Origin of the sequence: Gulosibacter massiliensis, from assembly GCF_900626105.1 — a bacterium.
In the GTDB taxonomy this organism is placed as follows: Bacteria; Actinomycetota; Actinomycetes; order Actinomycetales; family Microbacteriaceae; genus Gulosibacter; species Gulosibacter sediminis.
This window is the reverse complement of sequence record NZ_UYZX01000001.1, coordinates 1,995,090-2,018,695: the sequence shown is the minus strand read 5'-3', so window position 1 is coordinate 2,018,695 and position 23,606 is coordinate 1,995,090. Positions and strand designations below refer to the sequence as shown.

At 65.5% G+C, this 23,606-nt stretch carries 19 protein-coding genes and 2 rRNA genes; 1 reads left to right on the top strand and 20 read right to left on the bottom strand.

Going from position 1 to position 23,606, the window contains the following annotated elements; translation table 11 throughout:
• Position 1 precedes the first annotated feature (1 nt).
• Entirely contained in the window at positions 2-1,321 is a 1,320-nt protein-coding gene (locus EJL01_RS09560) for an ISL3 family transposase (RefSeq protein ID WP_431834727.1), read from the top strand.
• Here the strand turns inward: EJL01_RS09560 and EJL01_RS09555 are convergent.
• The 20 genes from EJL01_RS09555 to EJL01_RS09460 all read right to left on the bottom strand — a co-directional run bounded on the left by EJL01_RS09555 (position 1,283) and on the right by EJL01_RS09460 (position 23,313).
• Positions 1,283-1,840, bottom strand: a complete 558-nt coding sequence (locus EJL01_RS09555; protein ID WP_125107287.1) for an Nramp family divalent metal transporter — start codon at positions 1,838-1,840, stop codon at positions 1,283-1,285. The genes EJL01_RS09560 and EJL01_RS09555 overlap by 39 nt on opposite strands.
• Positions 1,837-2,631, bottom strand: coding sequence for a cyclase family protein (locus tag EJL01_RS09550; protein WP_125107286.1), 795 nt, complete (start codon positions 2,629-2,631; stop codon positions 1,837-1,839). The genes EJL01_RS09555 and EJL01_RS09550 overlap by 4 nt, the downstream gene beginning before the upstream one ends.
• A 152-nt stretch (positions 2,632-2,783) precedes the next feature.
• Positions 2,784-4,229 (bottom strand): ribosome biogenesis GTPase Der, encoded by a 1,446-nt coding sequence (der, locus tag EJL01_RS09545; protein WP_431834731.1) that lies wholly within the window; start codon positions 4,227-4,229, stop codon positions 2,784-2,786.
• A gap of 92 nt (positions 4,230-4,321) precedes the next feature.
• Complete coding sequence (cmk, locus tag EJL01_RS09540) at positions 4,322-4,996, bottom strand: (d)CMP kinase (protein WP_125107285.1); 675 nt, start codon at positions 4,994-4,996, stop codon at positions 4,322-4,324.
• Positions 4,993-6,099 (bottom strand): prephenate dehydrogenase, encoded by a 1,107-nt coding sequence (locus tag EJL01_RS09535; protein ID WP_125107284.1) that lies wholly within the window; start codon positions 6,097-6,099, stop codon positions 4,993-4,995. Before EJL01_RS09535 ends, cmk begins: the two co-directional genes overlap by 4 nt.
• Complete coding sequence (locus tag EJL01_RS09530) at positions 6,096-7,040, bottom strand: pseudouridine synthase (RefSeq protein WP_125107283.1); 945 nt, start codon at positions 7,038-7,040, stop codon at positions 6,096-6,098. Before EJL01_RS09530 ends, EJL01_RS09535 begins: the two co-directional genes overlap by 4 nt.
• A complete protein-coding gene (gene scpB, locus EJL01_RS09525; protein WP_125107282.1) occupies positions 7,033-7,599 on the bottom strand; it encodes an SMC-Scp complex subunit ScpB in 567 nt (188 codons plus the stop codon). Before scpB ends, EJL01_RS09530 begins: the two co-directional genes overlap by 8 nt.
• Complete coding sequence (locus EJL01_RS09520; protein WP_125107281.1) at positions 7,589-8,398, bottom strand: segregation and condensation protein A; 810 nt, start codon at positions 8,396-8,398, stop codon at positions 7,589-7,591. The genes scpB and EJL01_RS09520 overlap by 11 nt, the downstream gene beginning before the upstream one ends.
• The gene (locus tag EJL01_RS09515) at positions 8,385-9,365 is read right to left on the bottom strand and encodes an AAA family ATPase (RefSeq protein ID WP_206427727.1); all 981 of its coding nucleotides are present in this window, start codon (positions 9,363-9,365) and stop codon (positions 8,385-8,387) included. The genes EJL01_RS09520 and EJL01_RS09515 overlap by 14 nt, the downstream gene beginning before the upstream one ends.
• Positions 9,366-9,504: 139 nt before the next feature.
• A complete protein-coding gene (gene xerD, locus EJL01_RS09510) occupies positions 9,505-10,404 on the bottom strand; it encodes a site-specific tyrosine recombinase XerD (protein ID WP_125107280.1) in 900 nt (299 codons plus the stop codon).
• The gene (locus EJL01_RS09505; protein WP_193128781.1) at positions 10,401-11,060 is read right to left on the bottom strand and encodes an NUDIX domain-containing protein; all 660 of its coding nucleotides are present in this window, start codon (positions 11,058-11,060) and stop codon (positions 10,401-10,403) included. The genes xerD and EJL01_RS09505 overlap by 4 nt, the downstream gene beginning before the upstream one ends.
• Positions 11,057-12,754: a CTP synthase gene (locus EJL01_RS09500; RefSeq protein WP_125107279.1), complete on the bottom strand. Its 1,698-nt coding sequence runs from the start codon at positions 12,752-12,754 to the stop codon at positions 11,057-11,059. Before EJL01_RS09500 ends, EJL01_RS09505 begins: the two co-directional genes overlap by 4 nt.
• A gap of 6 nt (positions 12,755-12,760) precedes the next feature.
• Positions 12,761-14,476 carry a DNA repair protein RecN gene (recN, locus tag EJL01_RS09495; RefSeq protein WP_125107278.1) on the bottom strand — a complete coding sequence of 572 codons (1,716 nt, stop codon included), beginning with the start codon at positions 14,474-14,476 and terminating at the stop codon, positions 12,761-12,763.
• Complete coding sequence (locus EJL01_RS09490) at positions 14,476-15,381, bottom strand: NAD kinase (RefSeq protein ID WP_125107277.1); 906 nt, start codon at positions 15,379-15,381, stop codon at positions 14,476-14,478. The genes recN and EJL01_RS09490 overlap by 1 nt, the downstream gene beginning before the upstream one ends.
• On the bottom strand, positions 15,378-16,178 hold the full coding sequence (locus EJL01_RS09485) for a TlyA family RNA methyltransferase (protein ID WP_125107276.1): 801 nt from the start codon (positions 16,176-16,178) through the stop codon (positions 15,378-15,380). The genes EJL01_RS09490 and EJL01_RS09485 overlap by 4 nt, the downstream gene beginning before the upstream one ends.
• Positions 16,171-16,350, bottom strand: a complete 180-nt coding sequence (locus EJL01_RS09480; protein WP_125107275.1) for a hypothetical protein — start codon at positions 16,348-16,350, stop codon at positions 16,171-16,173. The genes EJL01_RS09485 and EJL01_RS09480 overlap by 8 nt, the downstream gene beginning before the upstream one ends.
• Positions 16,344-17,375 carry an HAD-IIA family hydrolase gene (locus EJL01_RS09475; RefSeq protein ID WP_125107274.1) on the bottom strand — a complete coding sequence of 344 codons (1,032 nt, stop codon included), beginning with the start codon at positions 17,373-17,375 and terminating at the stop codon, positions 16,344-16,346. The genes EJL01_RS09480 and EJL01_RS09475 overlap by 7 nt, the downstream gene beginning before the upstream one ends.
• A 9-nt stretch (positions 17,376-17,384) precedes the next feature.
• Positions 17,385-19,877 carry a primosomal protein gene (locus EJL01_RS09470; protein WP_125107273.1) on the bottom strand — a complete coding sequence of 831 codons (2,493 nt, stop codon included), beginning with the start codon at positions 19,875-19,877 and terminating at the stop codon, positions 17,385-17,387.
• A gap of 152 nt (positions 19,878-20,029) precedes the next feature.
• A 5S ribosomal RNA gene (gene rrf / locus EJL01_RS09465) occupies positions 20,030-20,146 on the bottom strand.
• Positions 20,147-20,243: 97 nt separating this feature from the next.
• A 23S ribosomal RNA gene (locus EJL01_RS09460) occupies positions 20,244-23,313 on the bottom strand.
• Positions 23,314-23,606 lie beyond the last annotated feature (293 nt).

Genomic DNA, 23,606 nt, shown 5'->3' with positions numbered 1-23,606 from the left:
CGTGCTTCACCCTACTTCGGGGTGCGCTGACGCGCGCTCTGCCACTGACCCGTGTTCCCGCTGCGACCTCCTGCTCGGCCTCGACGGCGTCCATGTCGAGCACGTGGACCGCCGCAACGGACTACTGATCGTGACGGTCTCGAGTCCTGCGGCGCCTGCCGGTTGCCCGTCGTGCGGGACCGTGGCGACCGGCCGTGGACGTCACCGCCGGCTGCTTCATGACGTGCCCGGCATGACACGGGTGCGAATCGTGTGGCGGCAGCGAGTCTGGCGGTGCGACGAGTCGGGCTGTGCACGACAGACGTTCGTGGAACAGCTGCCGTCTCTTGTCGCCCCGCGTGGGGCACTCACCCGACGCGCGGTCGTCTGGGCAGTCGGTCAGCTGCGTCGCGAACACGCCACGATCGAAGGACTGCGTCGCCAGCTGGGCACGTCGTGGAAGACGGTGTGGCGGGCCGTCGAGCCGGAGCTTGTGAAGCTCGCGGCCGATGAGTCCCGGTTCGAGAACGTGACAACGCTGGGCGTTGACGAGCACATCTGGCATCACGTCGACCCGCGCAAGCGCGGTCCGAAAGAGCTGACCGGGATGGTCGACCTCACCCGCGACAGCACCGGGAAGACGCGGGCCCGGCTGTTGGACCTCGTGCCGGGCAGGTCGGGGAAGGCCTACGCGACCTGGCTCAGCGCACGTGGCGACGCATTCCGCGAGCAGGTGAAGGTCGCGGCGCTGGATCCGTTCGCCGGTTACAAGACCGCGATCGACGACAAACTGCAAGATGCCACCGCCGTGCTGGACGCGTTCCATGTCGTCAAGCTCGGCACCGTCGCGGTCGACGAGGTTCGCCGTCGGGTCCAGCAAGACACTCTCGGCCATCGCGGTCGGAAAGGTGATCCGCTCTACGGGATCCAGACCATCCTCCGCGCCGGGGCTGAGAACCTCACCGACAAGCAGTGGGCGCGCCTGACCGCAGCCATCGAGGCGAACCCGGCCCACGACGAGGTGTTCGTCGCATGGCAGTGCGCGCAGCAACTTCGCTCGGCCTATCACCAGAAGGACCTCGCTGAGGGGCGACAGATCGCCGAGAAGGTCGTCGAGTCGTTCCACACCTGTCCGATCCCCGAGATCGCACGCCTCGGCCGCACCCTGCGACGCTGGCGCTCAGCGTTCCTCGCCTACTTCACCACCAGCCGAGCAAACAACGGCGGCACCGAAGCAATCAACGGGATCATCGAGCTGCATCGTCGCCTCGCTCGCGGCTTCCGCAACCGCGAGAACTACCGCCTACGAATGCTCCTCGCCGCCGGCGGACTCACCCCATGACCCCACCGAATGTCCGAAGAGCCCAATAACCAAACAAGTGATCAGTTTCTCGAGCACATTAAATTTGCCGATCATGAGCAATCCCCAATACAGGAGTGTCACGATGACCACCCAAACGACGGGCGGAAAATTTCCGGGCATTGACGTGGTAGCCAATGCGACACCATTGACGTTGCCGACGCTGTAGACCACGTTGCCGCCGAAAATCGCGAGGACGGCAATGATGCCGACCCAGAGCCCAAGCTTGCTGCGAATCAGGGTGGCGAGCGTGTTGCCAGAGGCAAGCGTAAGCCGGGCCACCATCTCTTGCAGGATAATTACGAGGATGATGGCGAACGTGACGGAGGCCCACAGGAGTTGATAGCCGTTCTCGGTGCCAGCAACAATGCTGGTGGTGATCGTGCCAGTACCGACGAACGCGCCCGCAACCATCATCCCGGGGCCGATGGCCCTCAGCTTGCCCCAGAACGTCTTTGGCGGCTGCGGCACTCCTTCATTGACGTGCGTTTCACTGCTCATTGGTCTCCCCCTTCCAAGACAGCAATCGGGCGAATTGGTGAGCCAGTCGCGCCGCGGAGTTGCAGCGGGGCAGCGAAGAAGGTAAATCTCCCGACGCCGGCATCACCGAGTCGCTCGAGGTTTACGTTCTCGAAGATGTGGATGCCCGATCGAACCAGTAGTATGACGTGCCCTGGCAGGTCGCAATTAACTTTCGGGTCGACGTACCCTTGCAAATCCCACGCCATGTTGTCGGCGCCGACCGCGACAACACCCAGATCCGCGAGCCATTGCGAGACGTCGGGCGACATACCGGGCCCGTTGAGATACCGCTCGGAGTCGTTCCAGTACCGACCATTCCCCGTGCGAATCAAAGCCACCTCACCGGGCGCCGGTACGGCATTCTGCTTTTTCGCCGCTCGCTGCACCTGCTCGAGCGAGATCAACGCTGACGCGGAGACCTCGGCACCATCGTTGTCGCGAACGAGGTCTATCAGCACGCCCGGATGGTGAAACACCGGAATCGCGGTCGCGTCCCCCATGCTAAACCCGTTAACGGATTCGTAGTCGTCGGCGTCGTGGCACCCGTAGAACTTGAGGTCCTCAGCTTGATGGCAGATCGCATCCACATGCGTCCCTGAATGCTCCATCATCACGAGAACACCTGAGGAGCTTGAGCGACCAAGGCTTCCTGGTTGCGACTTAAGCGTGTCCCTGTGCCGGCGATGGAGAAAATATGAATACCCAGGTTGGTGATCCGGAAAGATCGGCATCCCTGAGAATCGTGGCTGCTCAAGGTCGATAATGGTCAAGATTGCTCACCTGCATTCAACGCTGAATTCCATCGCCGTACTCCGTGCAGACAACACACCAGAGTGTTGCATGCTACATGCAACTATTGCACAGCCCTCAGTGCTTTCGCAAAGAGGGAGGGGCGTCGTTGACGCCCGCCCTCTTTTTTGGCCTACTTCCGCTTCCGCCGTTCGCGGACACGCATGTTGATCTGAATCGGCGTGCCCACAAAACCGAACACCTCACGCAGGCGTCGCTGAATAAAGCGCCGATAGCCGGGGTCAAGGAACCCCGTCGTGAACAGCACAAACGTGGGCGGGCGCGTCTGCGCCTGCGTCGCGAACAGCACGCGCGGCTGCTTGCCACCGCGCAGCGGGTGCGGCAGCTCCTGCGTGAGCTCGGTGAGGAACGCGTTGAGCTTGCCGGTGGGGATGCGGGTGTCCCACGACTCGAGCGCGACGGTCAGGGCCGGTACGAGCTTTTCGAGGTGCCGGCCGGTCTTCGCCGAGATGTTGACGCGGGGTGCCCAGGCGACGTGCTTGAGGTCCTGCTCGATCTCGCGTTCGAGCTGCCAGCGGCGCTCGTCATCGAGTTCGTCCCACTTGTTGAAGGCGAGCACGAGCGCGCGGCCCGACTGCAGCACCATGTCGACGATGCGCACATCCTGCACGCCGAGCGGCTCGGTCACGTCGAACACGACGACTGCCACTTCGGCCTTGTCAATCGCCGTCGCGGTTCGCAGCGAGGCGTAGAAGTCGGCGCCCTGTTGTAGGTGCACGCGCTTGCGGATACCCGCGGTGTCGACGAAGCGCCAGACTCGGCCGCCGATCTCGACGAGCGAGTCGACGGGGTCACGGGTGGTGCCGGCGAGGTCGTTGACGACGACGCGCTCCTCCCCCGCGGCCTTGTTGAGCAGGCTCGACTTGCCGACGTTCGGGCGGCCGACGATCGCAACGCGACGGGGCCCACCGACCTCCTGCTTCGCGACCTTCGACACCTCGGGCAAGATGCGCATGGCCTCATCGAGCATGTCGGCGACGCCGCGACCGTGCAGCGCCGAGACCGGCCAGGGCTCGCCGAGGCCGAGGCCCCACAGCGTGGCCGCGTTCGGCTCTTGCACCAGGTCATCGACCTTGTTGGCGAGCAGCAGCACGGGGCGGTCGCTCTTGCGGAGCATCTTCACGACGTGCTCGTCGCTCGAGGTGGGGCCGACGTTCGCATCGACGACGAACAGCACGGCGTCGGCGAGCTCGATGGCGATCTCGGCCTGCTCGGCAACCGACCGGTCGATGCCGCGCGCGTCGGGTTCCCAGCCGCCGGTGTCGACGAGAGTGAAGTGGCGGCCGCCCCATTCGGCGCGGTAGCTCACGCGGTCGCGGGTGACGCCCGGCACGTCCTCAACCACGGCTTCGCGGCGGCCGAGGATTCGGTTGACGAGCGCCGACTTGCCGACGTTCGGGCGGCCGACGACTGCGAGCACGGGCAGCGCCGGCATGAGGAAGGTGCCGTCATCGGCGAAGTCACCCTCGAGCACTTCGAGGTCATCATCGTCGAGGTTGTACTCGTCAAGGGCGCGGCGAAGCACCTCGGCGCGCTGCTCGGCAACGTCGTCCTCGATTTCTTCGAGGCGCTCGCCGAGGTCGCCCTCGTAGCCCTCCTCGAAGAGGTCGTCGCCCTCGATGAATTCGGGTTCGTACGGGGTGGTGTCGCTCACGAGCCGCTCCTTTCGCGGATCAACTCGAGCACGGCGTCGATCACCGCGTCAAGGTCAAGATGAGTGGAGTCGACGACGGTGACGCCGTCGGCTGCCGAAGTAAAGTTCACGACCTGCGAGTCACGCGCGTCGCGCGCGGCCACGGTCGCGGCGACGGCCGCCGCGTCGTCGCCCGCGAGCTCGGCCTGGCGGCGCCGAATGCGCTCGGCCTCGTCGGCGGTGAGCAGGATGCGCACATTCGCGTCGGGGGCGACCACGGTCGTGATGTCGCGGCCCTCCGCGACGATGCCCGCCGCATCCGCCCCAAACAGCAGTTCGCGGAACCGCTCGTTGACGGCCTCGCGCACGGGAATGATGCGCGCGACCTTCGACACGCTCGCCGAGATCTCGGTGGTGCGGATGTCGCCCGTGATGTCCTGCTCCCCCACGCGCACCCACGACTCGTCGGGGTCGAGCGAGAGACGCCACGCGTCGAGAAACTCAGGCATGAGCGCGATGACGGCCTGTGTGTCGTCGAGGTCGGTGCCGCGTTGCAGCCCGAACCACGTGATGGCCCGATACACCGAGCCGGTGTCGAGCAGCTGCCAGCCGAGGCGGCGTGCAACCTCGCGCGACACCGTCGACTTGCCGGAGCCCGCGGGCCCGTCGATTGCTACTACCGTTGCGGTCACTCCGCCAGCCTCCATCCCCGCGCCTCAAGTTCTTCCGTGAGTCGGGTGTGCACCTCGGGCAGCACCTCGATCTGCACGAGGCCGAGGTTCGCGCCCGGCGAGTGCTCGAGCACGAGCTCCTCGACGTTGATCTCGGCCTCGCCAATATCGTGGAACAGCTGCGCGAGCTGGCCCGGGCGGTCGTCCACAAGCACCGTGAGCCGGGCGAACGTGCGGCGGCTGCCGTGCTTGCCCGGAATCTTCGCAACGCCCTCGTTGCCGGCCCGCATGTGTTCGGCCACGGCCTTGCGCGCGCCCGGCACCGACACGTCGTCGAGGGCCTCGGCAAGCTCGCCCGCGTCGGCTGCGACCTGGCGCAGGATCTTGGCGACCCGGGGCCCGTTCGCCGCGAGAATCTGGTTCCAGAGTGTGGGGTCGCTCGCCGCGATGCGCGTGACATCGCGCAGGCCGCCGCCCGCGAGCGCAGCCGCGTCGGTCTCGTCGCGCAAAATCTGCCCGGCCATGATGCTCGAGACGAGCTGCGGCACGTGCGAGATCAGTGCAACCGCATTGTCGTGCTCTTCGGCGCTGAGTGACACCACGGTGCCGCCGAGGTCGAGCGCGAGGCCCTCGATCTCTTGCAGCGCGAACACGGTCGTTTGCTCGTGCGGCGCGATCACCCATGGGCGACCGACGAACAGGTTCATGCGGCCGGCGAGCGGGCCACCGGTCTCGCGGCCCGCCATGGGGTGCGAGCCGAGGTAACGGCTCAGGTCGCCGCCGTGTTCGCGCACGTGCTCGAGCGGCGCAGTCTTGACGCTCGTCACATCGGTGACGATCGCGTCGGGCCAGGCCTCGAGCTGCTGCATGACGACGTGCCCGGCAACATCCGGCGGCACGCAGACGATGACGATCTGCGGCGTGTCCGCGGACGACGCCTCGGAGGCGTTTTTCGCTGGCGCGACGCGGCCGGCGCCGTAGTCGGCGGCGAGCCCCAGCGCGACGGGCGAGGCGTCCGAGAGCAGCACATCTACGCCCTTGGCGCTCAAACCGAGGCCCACCGAGGAGCCGAGCAGCCCAGTGCCGACTACAAGCACCGGCGAGTTCGTACGCGTCGGGGTCATTGGCGGGCCGCCCGCTTGGCAAGGCGCAGCAGCTTGCCGAGCTCGTCGCGCGAGAGCTCGCGCAGTTCGCCGGTCTTGAGCGTGCCGAGCTGAAGCGGGCCGAAGCTGCGGCGCACGAGCTCTTGCACCGGGTGGCCGACGGCGTCGAACATGCGGCGCACGATGCGGTTGCGGCCCGAGTGCAGGGTGACCTCGACGAGGGTCGTGCGCCCGCCTCCCGAGCGGTCGACGATGTGGCCCGCGTCGGCCTTAATGAAGCCGTCCTCAAGCTCGATACCGTCGAGCAGTTGCTTGAGCTTGCCGGGGGTGAACTTGCCGCGCACCTTCGCGACGTAGGTCTTGGTCACACCGAACGAGGGATGCGCGAGCACGTTCGCGAGTTCGCCGTCGTTCGTGAGAATCAACAGTCCGCTCGTCTCACCGTCGAGCCGACCGACGTTGTAGACGCGCTCGGTGAACTGCTTCGCGAACTGGCGTAGGTCGGGGCGCCCCTGATCGTCGTGCATCGTCGAGACGACGCCGACGGGCTTGTTCAGCATGACGTAGCGGCGGCTCTGGTCGAACTGCACCGGGGTGCCGTTGACAATGACCTCGTCGCGCTCCGGGTCGATACGCGTGCCAAGTTCGGTAACTCGCTGACCGTTGACGCGCACCTTGCCCGCGGTGATGAGGTTCTCGGATGCGCGGCGCGATGCGACACCCGCGTTCGCGAGCGCCTTCTGCAGACGCACGCCCTCGGTCGAGAGCTCTTCGCGCGGCGCGGCGGCCGCCTCGGGTCGGTGCTGCGGCTGGAACGGGATGTCGTCGAAGTCGGCGAGCGAATAACCGCCGCGGGGTCGCTCGTGCTTCGCCCGACGCACGGCGTCGCGTTCCTGCTCGCGCTCCTGGCGGCTGCGCTCGCGCTCGTCTCGGCGCTCGCGATCACGGTCGTAGTTATTCATGGAATCCATCCTGCCCGTCGTCGAGCAACGGGGAAATCTTGGGAAGCTCCTCAAGGGAGTTAATGCCGAGGTGCTGCAGCAGCAGTTCGGTCGTGCTGTAGAGCGTCGCCCCAGTCACCGGCTCGACGCCCGATTCTGTGATGAGGCCGCGGCTGACGAGGGTTCGCACCACGGAGTCGACGTTCACGGCTCGCACCTGGGCGACCTGCGAACGCGTCACGGGTTGGCGGTACGCGATCACCGTGAGGGTCTCGAGTGCCGCCTGTGACAGCCGCGACGGCTGCCGCACCGACACAAAGTCGCCCACGATCTCGTCGAAGTCCGAGCGCACGTACATACGCCAGCCTCCGCCGACCTCGCGCAGCTCGAAGCCTCGGCGCGCGCCGCCAGACTCTCCATCATAGTCTGCGACGAGCTCGTGCAGGGATTGCTGGACCGCCTTGACCGGCTGCGACACGGCTGCCGCGAGCGCGACGACCGGAATCGGCTCGTCGCTGACGAACAGCATCGCCTCGATCGCGCGCGTGAGATCGACCTCGACGGGTTGGTCATTGGTCATAGTCGGCCCCCAGCGTGCTCAAGTCTTCGTCGTTCCAATCTTCGCCGCTCCAGCTCACCGTGAGCTCCCCTAGCGGCACCTCCTGGTGCAGTTCGACGGCGGCCCGGCGGAACAGCTCGAGCACCGCGAGAAAGCGAGCGACGACGACGCCCGCGACATCCGCATCCGCCACGAGCTCGCGGAACGTCGCCGGCCCGCCGTCGCGCAGCCGCCCGACGAGCAGGCTCGCCTGCTCGCGAATCGACACGAGCGGCGCGTGCAGGTGGTCGAGGCCGACCGTGGGGATCTCCCGCGGCGCAAACACGAGCGCGGCGATCGCGCCGAAGTCCTCGAGCGAGTGGGTCCACACGAGGTCGGGCACGCGGTCGATGAACTTCTGCTCGAGCGGCACCGTGCGGGCCGTGCGACGCTCTTCGACCTCGAAGTGGCCGCGAAACCACTCGGCGGCCTCCTTGAACGCGCGGTACTGCAACAGCCGCGCGAACAGCAGGTCACGCGCCTCGAGCACCGCGACATCTTCGGCGTCGACGTAGTCGCCCTGCGGCAGCAGGCTCACGAGCTTCATGTCGAGCAGCGTCGCGGCGACGACGATGAACTCGCTCGCGCGGTCGAGTTCTTCGGCGCGCTCGAGCTGGGCAACGTAGGAGATGAACTCGTCGGTCACCCGCGACAGCGAGATCTCGGTGATGTCGACCTCGTGGCGGCCGATGAGCTGCAGCAGCAGGTCGAACGGCCCCTGAAACACGTCGAGGGCGACTCGAAAGTCGCCCTCCGTGGGTGCCTCGCTAGGCGGCTGCACCGCGGGCCACCAGCTCGCGGGCCAGCTGCCGGTAGGCCTTCGCCGCTGCGTGCTCGGGCGCGAACTCAACGATCGGCACGCCGGCAATCGACGCGTCGGGGAACTTCACGGTGCGACCGATGACGGTGTCGAACACCTTGTCGCCGAACACCTCGAAGACGCGGTCGAGCACCTCGCGCGAGTGCAGGGTGCGGCCGTCGAACATGGTCGGCAGGATGCCGTCGAGCTCAAGCGCCGGGTTGAGGCGCGAGCGCACCTTCTCGATCGTTTCGATGAGCAGGGCGACGCCGCGCAGCGCGAAGTACTCGCACTCGAGCGGAATCATCACGCCATGGCTCGCCGTGAGCGCGTTCACGGTGAGCAGGCCGAGCGAGGGCTGGCAGTCGATGAGCACGAGGTCGTAGTCGTCGGCGACCTTGCGGATGATCGACGCGAGGATCTGCTCGCGGGCGACCTCGGTGACGAGGTGCACCTCGGCGGCCGAGAGGTCGATGTTCGCGGGGATCACGTCGAGGCCCTCGAAGTGGGTCTTCGTGATCGCGGCGTGCGGGTCAGACTCGCGACCGATGAGCAGGTCGTAGATCGTCAGCGAGTTGTGCGTCGAGATGCCGAGGCCCGCCGAGAGCGCGCCCTGCGGGTCGAAGTCGATGCAGAGCACGCGCCGACCATACGACGCGAGCGACGCGGCGAGGTTGATCGAGGTCGTCGTCTTGCCGACGCCGCCCTTCTGGTTGCACATCGCGATGACGCGCGCGGGGCCGTGCTCGGGCAGCGGCTCGGGCTCGGGAAACTTGTTGTACTGCCGGGTCGACACGGCTTCGGCCGAGCGAGGCTGGCCGGGGGCGCTGCCCTCGGCGGGTTCGGGCGCGGGGCCCGTGACCGGGCGCGGCTTGGTCTTGGGCTTCGACTTGAGCAGATCAGCCGGAACCTCGAGGCCCGGCAGCTCGGGCAGGTCGGCTTCGTTCATTGCAGACACAGTCGCCGCCTCCTTTTTCGACAGGTTGATCACGCGTTTTCAGATAGTAGCCACGGGCCCCGACACGCCGACCCTGCCTCGCCGGGTCACAGGCACCTCACCTCAAGTGCTAGTTGAACGTTAAAGATTGCTAACGGGCGCGCGGATGCGCGAGCGCGTACATCTCGCGCAGCGCGTCGGCCGTGACCTTCGTGTAGATCTGCGTCGTCGACACCGAGGAGTGGCCGAGCAGCTCCTGCACGACGCGCACATCCGCCCCGCCCTGCATGAGGTGCGTCGCGAAGGAGTGGCGCAGCGTGTGCGGCGACACGTTCGTCGTGAGTTCGGCGCGCTCGGCGACGCGCTGCAGGATGTTCCAGGCGCTATTGCGTGAGAGCGGGCCGCCACGCACGCCGAGGAACAGCGCGGGCGAGCCCTTGCCCTTCGCCGCGAACCCCGGCCGGGCCCGCACGAGGTAGGCGTTCAGCGCATCCTGGGCGAAGGAGCCGAGCGGTACGATGCGCTGCTTGTCGCCCTTGCCCCGCACCCGCACCATGTCGCGGTCGATGACGTCGTCGACGGCGAGGCCGACCGCCTCCGAGATGCGGGCGCCCGAGGCGTAGAGCACCTCGAGCAGCGCCCGGTCGCGCAGCTGCTCGGGGGTGTCGCCGCCGGCGGCGTCGAGCAGTCGCTGCACCTCGTCGATCGTGAGCGCCTTCGGCAGGCGTTTTGGCAGTTTCGGGGCCTGGAGTTCGCTCGCGACGTCTTCGTCCACCAGGCCCTCGTCGTCGAGAAATCGGTGGAAACCGCGCACGCTCGAGGCGATGCGCGCGGCCGAGGAAGCCGCGAGATCCAAGCCGTCGGGGTCACGCAGCCACGCCATGAACTCACGGGTGTCGTTCGCGGTGATCTTCACCGGCTCGTCGATGCCGCGCTCGGCGAGAAACCCGACGTAGCGGTCGAGGTCGCGGCGGTAGGCGCCGAGCGAGTTCGCCGAGAGGCCGCGCTCGATCGTGAGGTGCCGAAGGTAGCGTTCGGCGAAGCGGTTCACGCGCGCCGTCCGCCCTCGAGGGCGCGCGGCGTCACCTCCGGGCCCGGCGAACGGGTCGGCCAGGGCGTTGCTGCGTCGCGCAGCGTCGACCAGTCGTGGCGGCGCGACTCGTTCGCGACGAGCAGCGCCTGCAGCAGCGCGGGATTGTGCAGGTCGCCGGCGAGGATCGCGTCAATCGCTTCATCGAGCGCGACCCAGCGCGTCTCGATGTCGGCCTCCTCAAGCGTGCGTTCAAACTCGAGCGGCGAGGCGCTGAGCCCGCGGGCGAGGAAGATGCGAATCGACTCGTTCGAGCCGCCCGGGCTGTTCCAGAAGTCGTGCAGCAGCCACCACTGCGAAGCCTCGAGCTGCGCCTCTTCGGCGAGCTCGCGCTGCGCGGCGACGAGCGGCGACTCCTCGGGGCCACCGTCAAGCAGGCCGGCCGGGATCTCCCAGTTGCGAGAGTGCACGGGGTGGCGATACTGCGAAATGAGCAGCACCTCGTCGTCTTCGTTGATCGCGAGCACCGCGACGGCCGAGGTGTGGTCGACGTACTCGCGATGCATCACGGCGTCGCCGTACTGCACCTCGTCGTCGACGAGGTTCCACACCCAACCCCGATGCACGAGTCGCTGCGACCGCAGCTCGTGCACCTCGGGTTCGTCGCGCAGGGTCACTCGGCGTCGTCCACTTCCACGAGGCGGCTCGCGGCCTCGCGCTCGATGGCGGCCTTGACGAGGCCGGCGAACAGCGGATGCGCGTGGTTGGGCCGCGACTTGAGCTCGGGGTGCGCCTGGGTCGCCACGTAGTACGGGTGCACGTCGGCGGGCAGCTCAACGAACTCGACGAGGTGGCCGTCGGGCGACGTGCCCGAGAAGACGAGCCCCGCGTCGGCGATTTGCTCGCGGTACTCGTTGTTCACCTCGTAGCGGTGGCGGTGGCGCTCTTCGACCTCGGTGGCACCGTAGACGCCCGAGACGATCGAGCCGGCCTGCAGCGCGGCCGGGTAGGCGCCGAGGCGCATGGTGCCGCCGAGGTCGCCGCCGTCGATGATGTCGACCTGCTCGGCCATCGTCGCGATGACGGGTGCCGGGGTTTCGGGGTCGAACTCGCTCGACGAAGCGCCAGCGATGCCGGCGACGTTGCGCGCATACTCGATCACCATGCACTGCAGGCCAAGGCAGAGGCCGAGGGTCGGGATGCGGTTCTCGCGGGCGAAGCGCAGGGCGCCGAGCTTGCCCTCGATGCCGCGCACGCCGAAGCCGCCGGGCACGCAGATGCCGTCGAGGTCGGAGAGCGCTGCCGCGGCACCCTCGGGCGTCTCGCAAGTGTCCGAGGGAACCCAGCGCAGTTCGACGCGCGCGTCATTCGTGAAACCGCCGGCCTTGAGCGCCTCCGAGACCGAGAGGTACGCATCGGGCAGGTCAATGTACTTGCCGACGAGGCCGATCGTGACGGTGCGCTTCGGGTTGTGCACGACGTCGAGCAGTCGCTCCCAGTCGTCGAACTCGAAGGCGTCCTCGACCGGTAGCTTGAGCTGCTCGATAATGTAGTCGTCGAGGCCCTGCTCGTGCAGCGTCGACGGAATCTCGTAGATCGACGGCAGGTCGGGGGTGTTCACGACTGCGCGCTCGTTGACGTCGCACATGAGCGCGATCTTCGAGCGGTTCGAGTCGGTGACGGGGCGGTCGCTGCGCAGCACGAGCGCATCCGGCTGAATACCGTACGAGCGCAGCGACGCGACCGAGTGCTGGGTCGGCTTCGTCTTCTGCTCGCCCGACGCACCCATGAACGGCACGAGCGAAACATGCACGAAGAACACGTTGTCGCGGCCGAGCTCGTGGCGAATCTGGCGGGCCGACTCGATGAATGGCAGCGACTCGATGTCGCCGATGGTGCCGCCAACCTCGGTGATGATCACGTCGGGGCGCGGCTCTTCTTCGGCCTGGAGGCGCATGCGGCGCTTGATCTCGTCGGTGATGTGCGGAATCACCTGCACCGTGTCGCCGAGGTACTCGCCGCGGCGCTCCTTCGCGATGACCGTCTGGTAGACCTGGCCGGTCGTGACGTTCGCGGCGGCGCTGAGGTTGACGTCGAGGAAGCGCTCATAGTGACCGATGTCGAGATCGGTCTCGGCACCGTCGTTCGTGACGAATACCTCGCCGTGCTGGAACGGGTTCATGGTGCCCGGGTCGACGTTGAGGTATGGGTCGAGCTTCTGCATGACGACGTGCAGGCCGCGGGCCGTCAGCAGATTGCCGAGGCTGGCCGCCGTGAGGCCCTTACCGAGCGAGGAGACAACTCCTCCGGTGACGAAGATTTGCTTGACCGGAGTCTCGGACTTGGCGGGGTGCACAGTTGCGTCGTTCACGGATTCTCAGCCTACCTCACGCGCCCCGCGGCGCAGCAGTTCTTCAGCGTGTGCCCGGCCGGTTTCCGACTCGGTCAGGCCCGACAGCAGGCGAGTCATCTCTTCGACCCGCCCGGGCGCGTCGAGCTCGCGGATGGACGAGGTCGTGACCTGCCCATCCGTCGCCTTCTCGATGCGCACGTGGTGATCGGCGAACGCCGCGACCTGCGCGAGGTGCGTCACGACAATCACCTGGCTCGTCGTCGCGAGCCGCTGCAGGCGTGCGCCGATCTCGAGCGCGGCGGCGCCACCGACGCCGGCGTCGACCTCGTCGAACACGAGTGTCGGCACGGGGCTCGCGGCCGCAAGCACAACTTCGAGCGCGAGCATGACGCGGCTCAGCTCGCCGCCCGAGGCACCAACCGCGAGCGGCGACGGCTTCGCGCCCGGATGCGGTGTCAGCAGAAACTGCACCTGGTCACGGCCGGTGCGGCGGATGCGCTCGCCCGGCGTCACGTCGACGTGCAGTCGCGCGTTTGGCATGGCGAGCGCGGCGAGTTCGCCGGTGGCGCCCTCGGCGAGCTCCTGGGCCGCGGCGGCACGAAGATTGCTCAGGCGCGTCGCGGCCTCATCGAGATCGGCGGCGAGGGCTTCGACCGTCTCGGCGAGCTGCGGGATGCGCGTATCGGCGCCCGTGAGCTCGAGCAAGCGCCGCCCCGCGTCGGCCGCGCGCTCCGCAATCTCGTCGAGTTCGCCGTCGTAGCGGCGCTTGAGGTCTTCGAGCGCGGCGAGGCGGTCGTTGAGCGAGTCGAGTTCGCCGACGCCGTCGGTGTCGAGGTCGGCAAGATACCCGCCGAGCTGCGCGGCGAGATCGTCGATCGTGTACTCGAGGTCGTTCGCGGCCTCGGCGACGGACTCGAGGCTCGAGTCGCTCCGCAGCGCGCGGTCGACCGCGGTGCGCACCTCGCGGGCCCGATCGCGCAGCGAACCGGCCGGATGCTCGCCCGACAGCAGCTCGTGCGCGCCGCCGACGTCGCTGCGCAGCTGCTCGCGGTTGCTGAGTCGCTCGATGCGGCCGAGCAGTTCCTTGTCCTCGCCGGGCTGCGGCGCGACCGCGTCCACCGCATCCGCCAGCTTGCGCAGACCTTCGCGCTCGGCCTCGCGCTCCCCCGCCGAGGCACAGAGCGCGTCAAGTTCCTGCTTCCGTTCGCGCAGTTCGTCGTACAGCGCGGCGACGCGCTCGAGCGCATCCGCCACCTCGACCCCACCGAAGCGATCGAGGGCGGTGCGCTGCGCTTCCTCGCGCGTGAGCCGCAGCTGCTCGGACTGCCCGTGGACGGCGACGAGGTGCTCCCCCGCGCTCGCCAGCACGCTCGCTGGCACGGCGCGGCCACCGAGCCAGGCGCGCGAGCGACCCGACTTCGCGACCTGCCGCGCAAGCACGACCTCGGCGCGCGTCGCGTCGTCCTCGGTGAACGGCTCGGCGTCACCGCCGGCCTCAGCGACGAGCTCGGCGATGGGCCCGCTCGGATCGATGACGGCGTGACCCTCGACTACGGCCTTGTCAGCGTCGGCCCGCACCGCGTCGCTCGTGGCGCGGCCACCGAGCAACAGTCCGAGCGCTGTCACGACCATGGTCTTGCCCGCACCGGTCTCGCCGGTGATCGCGGTGAAGCCGGGGCCGAGGGGCAGCCGCGCTTGATCGATGACGCCGAGCGAACGGATCTCGATGTCGTCGAGCATTAGCCCCGCCAGCCCACCGTCGGCAGCTGAAACTTCTTCACGAGTCGCGTCGTGAACGGCCCCGGGTGCAGGCGCGCGAGTCGCACCGGCTGCTCAGAGCGCGTGCCGGTCGCGCGCGAGCCCGCGGGCAGCTCGAGCCGGCGGCGTCCGTCGAGCCAGATAATCGCATCCGGCCCCTCGGGGTGAATCTCGACGGCGAGCTCCGAATCGGGCGCGACGACGATGGGCTTCGTGAACAGTGCGTGCGCCGAAACCGGCACGAGCAGGAGCGCTTCGACGGCGGGCCAGACGATCGGCCCGCCCGCCGAGAACGAGTACGCGGTCGACCCGGTCGGGGTCGAGAACAGCACGCCGTCGCAGCCGAAGCTCGAGAGCGGCTCGCCGTCGACGTCGATGCCGACCGAGAGCATCCGCTGCCGGTTGCCCTTTTCGATCGAGGCCTCGTTGAGGGCCCAGTCGGTTTCGACCACGCCGTCGGGTCGGTGTACGTCGACGCGCAGTGCCATGCGCTCCTCGACCTCGTAGGCGCGGTCGATGGCGCGTTGCAGCACGAGCGGCAGCGACTCGCGTTCCGACTCGGCGAGGAAGCCGACGTGGCCAAGGTTGACGCCCAGCACGGGCACGTTCGCCTCGCGCGCGAGGTCGACACCGAGCAGGATCGTGCCGTCGCCGCCGAGCACCACGACGAGCTCACAGTCGGCGACCTCGCAGTCGACGCCGAGGCGCTCAACCTGCTCGGGCAGCCCCTCTGTCTGGTGCTCACTGAGTTCGCTGGCGAACGAGGCTTCGAGCACCGGCACGATGTCGTGCGCCGCCAAGAACAGGAGGGTGTTCAGGGTCGCGTCGATTGCCTCGTCGCGGGCAACGTGGCCCACCACAAGGATTCTGCGCACTTCGCCGGTCATAAGCCTCCCTCTCCTACCATCCTACGAATGCGCTCGATGGGGTCGTGTTCAGGTACGAAGTCGGCTCGCAGCCAGAGCAGGTATTCGTGGTTGCCGTGCATGCCAGTAATCGGCGAGGGCGCGATGCCCGCGAGACCGAGTTCGAGCCCGGCCGCGTCGCGCACGACGTCGAGCGCCGCGTCGGCGGCGACCGCGGGGTCGGTCACGAGCCCGCCGCGCACGTGGCCCCGACCGACCTCGAACTGCGGCTTCAACAGCAGCACATAGTCGCGCGCCGCGGGTACGCTCGCGCGCAGCGCGGGCAGGACGTGCCGCAGCGAAATGAATGAGAGGTCACCGACGACGAGGTCGGGATGCACGCCCGGCGCGAGCTGCTCGAGCCGCTCGGCCGTGAGGTAGCGCGCGTTCTCGCCCTCAACGACCCGCACGCGGGTGTCGGCGCGGATGAGCGGGTCGAGCTGGTCGTGCCCGACGTCGAGCGCGATCACCTCTCGCGCGCCGTGGTGCAGTAGCACCTGGGTGAAACCGCCTGTGGAGGCCCCGACGTCGAGCGCCTCGCGCCCGGCGCAGTCGATGCCGAACGCCTCGAGCGCGGTGAGGAGTTTGTGCGCGGCGCGGGACACCCACCGCTGCTCGCGCTGCACTTCGAGGATGGCCGCATCACCAACCTGCTGCGACGCCTTCGTGGCGGCGATGCCGTCGACGAAGACGAGGCCCGCGTCGACGAGGCGCGCCGCCTCGGTGCGGCTCTTCGCGAGCCCGCGCGCGGCGAGCGCTCGATCGAGACGATCAGTCATCGCCCTCGCCGACCGCATCCTGCGCGTCGAAGTCGTCGCGCGCACCGAGGTCGTCGAGCCCGTCGAGGTCGAGCCGCACGTTCGGGTCGTCGAGGGCGCGCTTGAGTGCGTCAAGCTGCCGCTGCAGGGCAGCGGCGTGCTCGCCGAGCGGAACGCCCTCGAGGTCTACCACTTCGACCAGTCCTGCGTGAGGTATTCGGGCACGCGCAGCGCGTAGATGAGCTTGTCGGAGTTCCAGATGGCGGCCGTCGCAGCGCGCAGCAGGTCGAGCTTGTGCTTGCCGCGCGACTTCACCTGCAGGTCGATACCATCGAGCACGACGCGCTCGCTACCGACCTTCGCCTCAACGTACTCGGGCCGGGCGTTGACCTCGACCACGGGATACGGAGTGTCGAGGTCGCGCAGGTCACCCACGATGTAGTCGGGTCGCTCGTCGGGCCCCGCCGCAATGAGCTGCTTCGGGCCGTCGATGCCGGTGAGCACGAGCACCGACTTCATGTTCGAGCGGAAGGCGCCCTTGATGTCGGTGTCGAGCCGGTCGCCGATCATGATCGGCGACGTCGCGCCGAAGCGTTCGACGGCCGCTTCAAAGAGCGGCGTCTCGGGCTTGCCCGCGACGATCGGCAGCTTCTGCACGGCCGTGTGCACGGCGCTTACGAGTGTGCCGTTCCCGGGCGCGATGCCGCGCGCGACCGGGATCGTCCAGTCCTGGTTCGTCGCGATCCATGGAATGTCGCGCGTGAGCGCGAACGATGCCTCCGCGAGGTGCTGCCAGCCAACCTCGGGCGCGAAGCCCTGCAGCACCGCATCCGGCTGATCGTCCGCCGAACGGGTGGCACGGAATCCGGCCTTCTCGAGCTCGTGCACGATGCCCTCGCCGCCGATCACGAGCACGAGTGCGCCCGGCTCGGCGTGGTTCTTGAGCAGGTGCACGGCCGCCTGCGGGCTCGTCACGACGTCACTCGGGGTCGTGTTGAGGCCGAAGCCGGCGAGCTGCTCGGCCACCGCGATATCGGTGCGGCTCGCGTTGTTCGTGATGTAGCCGAGCCGGATGCCCCGGGTCGCGTACTCGTTGAGCGCAGCGACCGCGTGATCGATCGCGTGCGGGCCGCGATAGATGACGCCGTCGAGGTCGGAGAGGATCACGTCGACGCCGTCGAGCGGTGCCGGCGTCGTGCGATTGCCGAACAGTGCCATCGAGTGCTCCTAGAGGTCGAACAGCGAGAGCTGCTCGTCGTCCTCGTCGTCGTCCTCCGACTCGTCGTCATACTTTTCAGTTTTGTCCGCCTTGGCGACCGGCTGCTCGGCGTCTGCCGACTGAACGTCAGCTTCATGCTCGGGCTCGGTTTCAGCCTCGACCTCAACCTCGACTGGAACCTCAAGCTCGGCTTCGATGGGAGCCTGAGCGTCCTCAGCCTCAACGACCTCACCCGCCTCGGCAATCTCTTCGACGATCTCCTCGGCTTCAACCTCGGTGGCCTCATCGATCTCGGCGAGGATCTCGGCGAACTCCGCCTCCACCTGCTCCGAAACGGATGCGCGAGTGAACTCGTCGTCGTCGAGAACGTCGGCGGCGACGGTGACGTCTTCTGCTTCCGACTCGTCGTGCGCGGGTTCCGCGCTAACAGCTTCAGCCGCAACAGCCGACTCGGGCTCGGCGGGTGCAGCCTCAGGTTCATCGGTGGCTTCGTCAAAGTCATCCGACGCGTCGTCGTCAGCAACCTCTTCGGTCACGTCAGAGTCGTCCGATTCGTCCGATTCTTCGGCGGGCTCGTCTTCGACGTTGTCTGCCTCATCGGCGTCTTGCGAAGCGGCGTCTTCCGATTCTTCGGTTTCGTCGTCGGCGTCCTCCGGCTCCTCTGGCGGGATGTAGTCGGGGTTCGGCTCGGTGACGAATTCGACGGTCTCGAAGCCCTCCTGCGACTCGTCGAGGGCGTTCTGCGCGAGTTCGGCGGCACGCTCCCAGACGGCAGCCTCCTTGTCGCGACCGAGGTCGGTGAGCACGGCCGCGTACGCGCCAAACAACGCGGGGCTGTAGGAGAACGCCTTGGTGCGGTCGAGCTGCGGAATCTCGAGCTCGGCAAGCGCCAGCTCGGCGTTGCCCTGGTCGAGGCGCGCGCCTGACATCGCGATGGCGAGCTGCACCTTTCCGTTGGTGTCGAGCTTGCTCTCGTCGACCGAGCGACCAAGCTCGAGGGCGCGGTCGGGACGGCCGAGGCCGCGCTCCGAGTCGACCATGAGCGCGATCTGGTCATCGCGACCCGAGATGCGACGGTAGGTACGCAGCTCGCGCAGGGCGAGCGCATAGTCACCGGTGAGGTAGGCGGTGATCGCGAGCGTCTCACGGACCATCGCGATACGACCGCCACGGCGGGATGCGCTGAGCGCGTGCTGGTGCGCAAGCTCGGGGTCGGTGTCGACGAGCGCCGACGCCATCACGAGGTGCTCGGCGACGAAGTCGGCCGTTTCCTTCGCGAGCGTCTTCAGCTCCATGCGCGCGACCTCGTCGAGGTCGCGCGGCGAAACGGTGTCGGGAATCTCGGGGTCGGTGTGCTCGGCGCGGACCGCGCGGAGTTCCTCGGGACGCGACGGCTGTAGGCGCGCGCTGCCCTCGGGCTTCTGCCATTCGCCGCGGCGCTCGGGCCGGCCGCCGTCGCGACGGTCGCCGCCCCGGCTGTCATCACGATCGCGGCGCTGGTAACCCCCGCGCTCGCCATCGTTGCGGTCGCGACGCTGGTAGCCACCGCCACGGTTGTCACCGTCACGGCGCTGGTAGCCACCACGGTCACCGTCATTGCGATCACGACGCTGATAGCCGCCACGGTTGTCACCGTCACGCTTCTGGTAGCCGCCACGGTTGTCACCGTCACGCTTCTGGTAGCCGCCACGGTTGTCGCCGTCACGACGCTGGTAACCACCGCGCTCGCCATCGTTGCGATCGCGACGCTGGTAGCCGCCCCGCTCGCCGTCACGCCCCTGGTAGCCACCGCGCTCGCCATCATTGCGGTCGCGACGCTGATACCCGCCGCGCTCGCCATCGTTGCGATCGCGACGCTGGTAGCCACCACGCTCGCCATCGTTGCGATCGCGACGCTGGTAACCGCCACGGTTGTCACCATCACGCTTCTGGTAACCGCCACGCTCGTCATCGTTGCGATCGCGACGCTGGTAGCCACCGCGGTTGTCACCATCACGCTTTTGATAGCCGCCGCGCTCACCGTCATTGCGGTCGCGACGCTGGTAGCCGCCCCGCTCGCCGTCGCGCTTCTGGTAACCGCCACGTTCACCGTCATTGCGGTCCCGACGCTGGTAACCGCCACGGTTGTCACCATCACGCTTCTGGTAACCGCCACGTTCACCGTCATTGCGGTCCCGACGCTGGTAACCGCCACTGTTGTCACCATCACGCTTCTGGTAACCGCCGCGCTCGCCATCGTTGCGATCGCGACGCTGGTAGCCGCCCCGCTCGCCGTCGTTACGGTCGCGTCGCTGGTAACCGCCACGCTCGCCGTCGTTACGGTCGCGGCGCTGGTAGCCGCCACGGTTGTCACCGTCGCGCTTCTGATATCCGCCGCGCTCACCATCGTTACGGTCGCGGCGCTGGTAGCCACCGCCGCGGTTGTCGTCGCGGCGCTGGTTGCCGCCTCGTGCTCCGCCGGAGGAGTGCCGGTCTCGGTCGCGCCCTCGCTGATCTACCATGCTCAATCCTCTCGTCGGTGCACTGTGGAATTAATCTGCGCAAGTCTAACGCGCGCACCTTCAGGCGCGCGCAGTACCCCGCAACAGAAAGTTGCGGAAAAAGAAAAAGAGGGGTCATTCCTAAAAGGAATGACCCCTCTTCATTAAGTTAAGTTCGGCGGTGTCCTACTCTCCCACAAGGTCCCCCTTGCAGTACCATCGGCGCAAAGACGCTTAGCTTCCGGGTTCGGAATGTAACCGGGCGTTTCCATCTCGCTAAAACCACCGAAACACTTTCTAACACACTCATCGTATGTCAAGAACCACACAGGGACGCGAACAACTCACACAACAGCAACATACACATACACATACTCAGTGAGAAAATTATTGAAGTCTTCGGCGTATTAGTACCGGTCAGCTCCACACCTTACAGCGCTTCCACATCCGGCCTATCAACCCAGTCATCTACTGGACACCTCACCCCAACAAAGGGTAGGAAGTCTCATCTTGGAGCCGGCTTCCCGCTTAGATGCTTTCAGCGGTTATCCGTTCCGAACGTAGCCAATCAGCCATGCCCTTGGCAGAACAACTGACACACCAGAGGTTCGTCCTTCTCGGTCCTCTCGTACTAAAGAAAGATCTCCTCAAACTTCCAACGCGCGCAGCGGATAGAGACCGAACTGTCTCACGACGTTCTGAACCCAGCTCGCGTACCGCTTTAATGGGCGAACAGCCCAACCCTTGGGACCTACTCCAGCCCCAGGATGCGACGAGCCGACATCGAGGTGCCAAACCATGCCGTCGATATGGACTCTTGGGCAAGATCAGCCTGTTATCCCCGAGGTACCTTTTATCCGTTGAGCGACAGCGCTTCCACAAGCCACTGCCGGATCACTAGTCCCGACTTTCGTCCCTGCTCCCCCTGTCAGTGTCACAGTCAAGCTCCCTTGTGCACTTACACTCGAAATCTGATTACCAACCAGACTGAGGGAACCTTTGGGCGCCTCCGTTACTCTTTGGGAGGCAACCGCCCCAGTTAAACTACCCACCAGGCACTGTCCCTGAACCGGATCACGGTTCGAAGTTAGATAATCAGAGTGACCAGAGTGGTATTTCAACAACGACTCCACCAACACTAGCGTGCCAGCTTCACAGTCTCCCACCTATCCTACACAAGCCACACCAATCACCAATACCAAGCTATAGTAAAGGTCACGGGGTCTTTTCGTCCTGCTGCGCGTAACGAGCATCTTTACTCGTACTGCAATTTCGCCGAGTTCGCGGTGGAGACAGCTGGGAAGTCGTTACGCCATTCGTGCAGGTCGGAACTTACCCGACAAGGAATTTCGCTACCTTAGGATGGTTATAGTTACCACCGCCGTTTACTGGGGCTTAAATTCTGTGCTTCGCCAAAGCTAACACTTCCTCTTAACCTTCCAGCACCGGGCAGGCGTCAGTCCGTATACATCGTCTTGCAACTTCGCACGGACCTGTGTTTTTGATAAACAGTCGCTTCCCACTAGTCTCTGCGGCCACCACACCCTTTCGGAGTAAATCCTAATAAGTGGATGGCCCCCCTTCTCCCGAAGTTACGGGGGCATTTTGCCGAGTTCCTTCACCACGATTCTCTCGAACTCCTTAGTATTCTCTACCTAACCACCTGTGTCGGTTTGGGGTACGGGCAACTCAGACCTCGCGTCGATGCTTTTCTTGGCAGCAGAGGATCACCAACTTCGCCATTACGGCTTCCGCGTCAGTTCTCAGGCATCCACGTGGCGGATTTACCAACCACGAACCCTACAACCTTGCCCGGATACAACCATTCACCCGGATTGGCTACCTTTCTGCGTCACACCTGTTACTACGCTACCCGCCCCAGCATAGGTTCGAACGCTCCATCCCCACACCACACCAAAGGCGCAGCAGGGAACTTCAGGCTCTTAGCATCACTGGATTGGATTGGACGGTCTTTCGCCGGTACGGGAATATCAACCCGTTGTCCATCGACTACGCCTGTCGGCCTCGCCTTAGGTCCCGACTTACCCAGGGAAGATTAGCTTGACCCTGGAACCCTTGGTTATTCGGAGGACGGGTTTCTCACCCGTCTTTCGCTACTCATGCCTGCATTCTCACTCGTGTACCGTCCACGACCACGTTCCCGTGCCGCTTCACCCAGTACACGACGCTCTCCTACCCAGCCCAACAAATGGACTGCCACAATTTCGGTGGTGTGCTTGAGCCCCGTTACATTGTCGGCGCGGAATCACTTGACCAGTGAGCTATTACGCACTCTTTCAAGGGTGGCTGCTTCTAAGCCAACCTCCTGGTTGTCACTGCAACTCCACATCCTTTTCCACTTAGCACACGCTTAGGGACCTTAATTGGTGGTCTGGGTTGTTTCCCTCTCGACAATGAAGCTTATCCCCCACTGTCTCACTGCTGCGCTCTCACTTACTGGCATTCGGAGTTTGGCTGACGTCAGTAACCCGGTAAGGCCCATTAGCCATCCAGTAGCTCTACCTCCAGCAAGAAACACGCAACGCTGCACCTAAATGCATTTCGGAGAGAACCAGCTATCACGAAGTTTGATTGGCCTTTCACCCCTAACCACAGCTCATCCCCCCAGTTTTCAACCTAGGTGGGTTCGGTCCTCCACGACGTCTTACCGACGCTTCAACCTGGCCATGGCTAGATCACTTCGCTTCGGGTCTAGAACATGCGACTCAACGCCCTCTTCAGACTCGCTTTCGCTACGGCTACCCCACACGGGTTAACCTCGCCACACATCACTAACTCGCAGGCTCATTCTTCAAAAGGCACGCCGTCACCCCGAAAGGCTCCGACGGATTGTAAGCAAACGGTTTCAGGAACTATTTCACTCCCCTCCCGGGGTGCTTTTCACCTTTCCCTCACGGTACTTGTCCGCTATCGGTCATCTGGAAGTATTTAGGCTTATCGGGTGGTCCCGACAGATTCACACAAAGTTTCACGGGCTCCGTGCTACTTGGGATACTCATCAGCACCAACACACTGTTTCGGATACGGGACTCCCACCCCCTACGGTCAGGCATTCAAACCTGTTCTCCTACACTGCATCAGACACTCGTCGCGTGGTAGCACGACACAACAAGTCCCACAACCCCGACCATGCAACCCCTACCAGGTATCACACACAACCGGTTTAGCCTCATCCGCGTTCGCTCGCCACTACTAACGGAATCACAATTGTTTTCTCTTCCTGCGGGTACTGAGATGTTTCACTTCCCCGCGTTCCCCCTCAACACCCTATACATTCAGGTGCGAGTAACCACAATAAATGTGGCCAGGTTTCCCCATTCGGAAATCCTCGGATCAACGCCCGTTTATCGGCTCCCCGAGGCTTATCGCAGATTACTACGTCCTTCATCGGCTCCAGATGCCAAGGCATCCACCGTTCGCTCTTAGCAACTTCAAAATCACCAAGTACGATACATAAGAATAAGAATCAAAAAAATTTGAACTCTAGAAATCTAGAAATCTAGAAATCTAGAAATCTAGAAACTATTACACCACCACGCACCATCAAGCCACCAACAGCGACTCAACACTACGCGACAGCTAATAAGATGCTCGCGTCCACTATGTAGTTCTCAACATACAATCAGCACCACCCCACACCACCGAACATTCCATTCCGTGGCCTGCAATGGTCTGCAGGAAACCGCCACCCAACCCGAAGGCCTGGCAGTTGACCGGTCCCCAAGGACC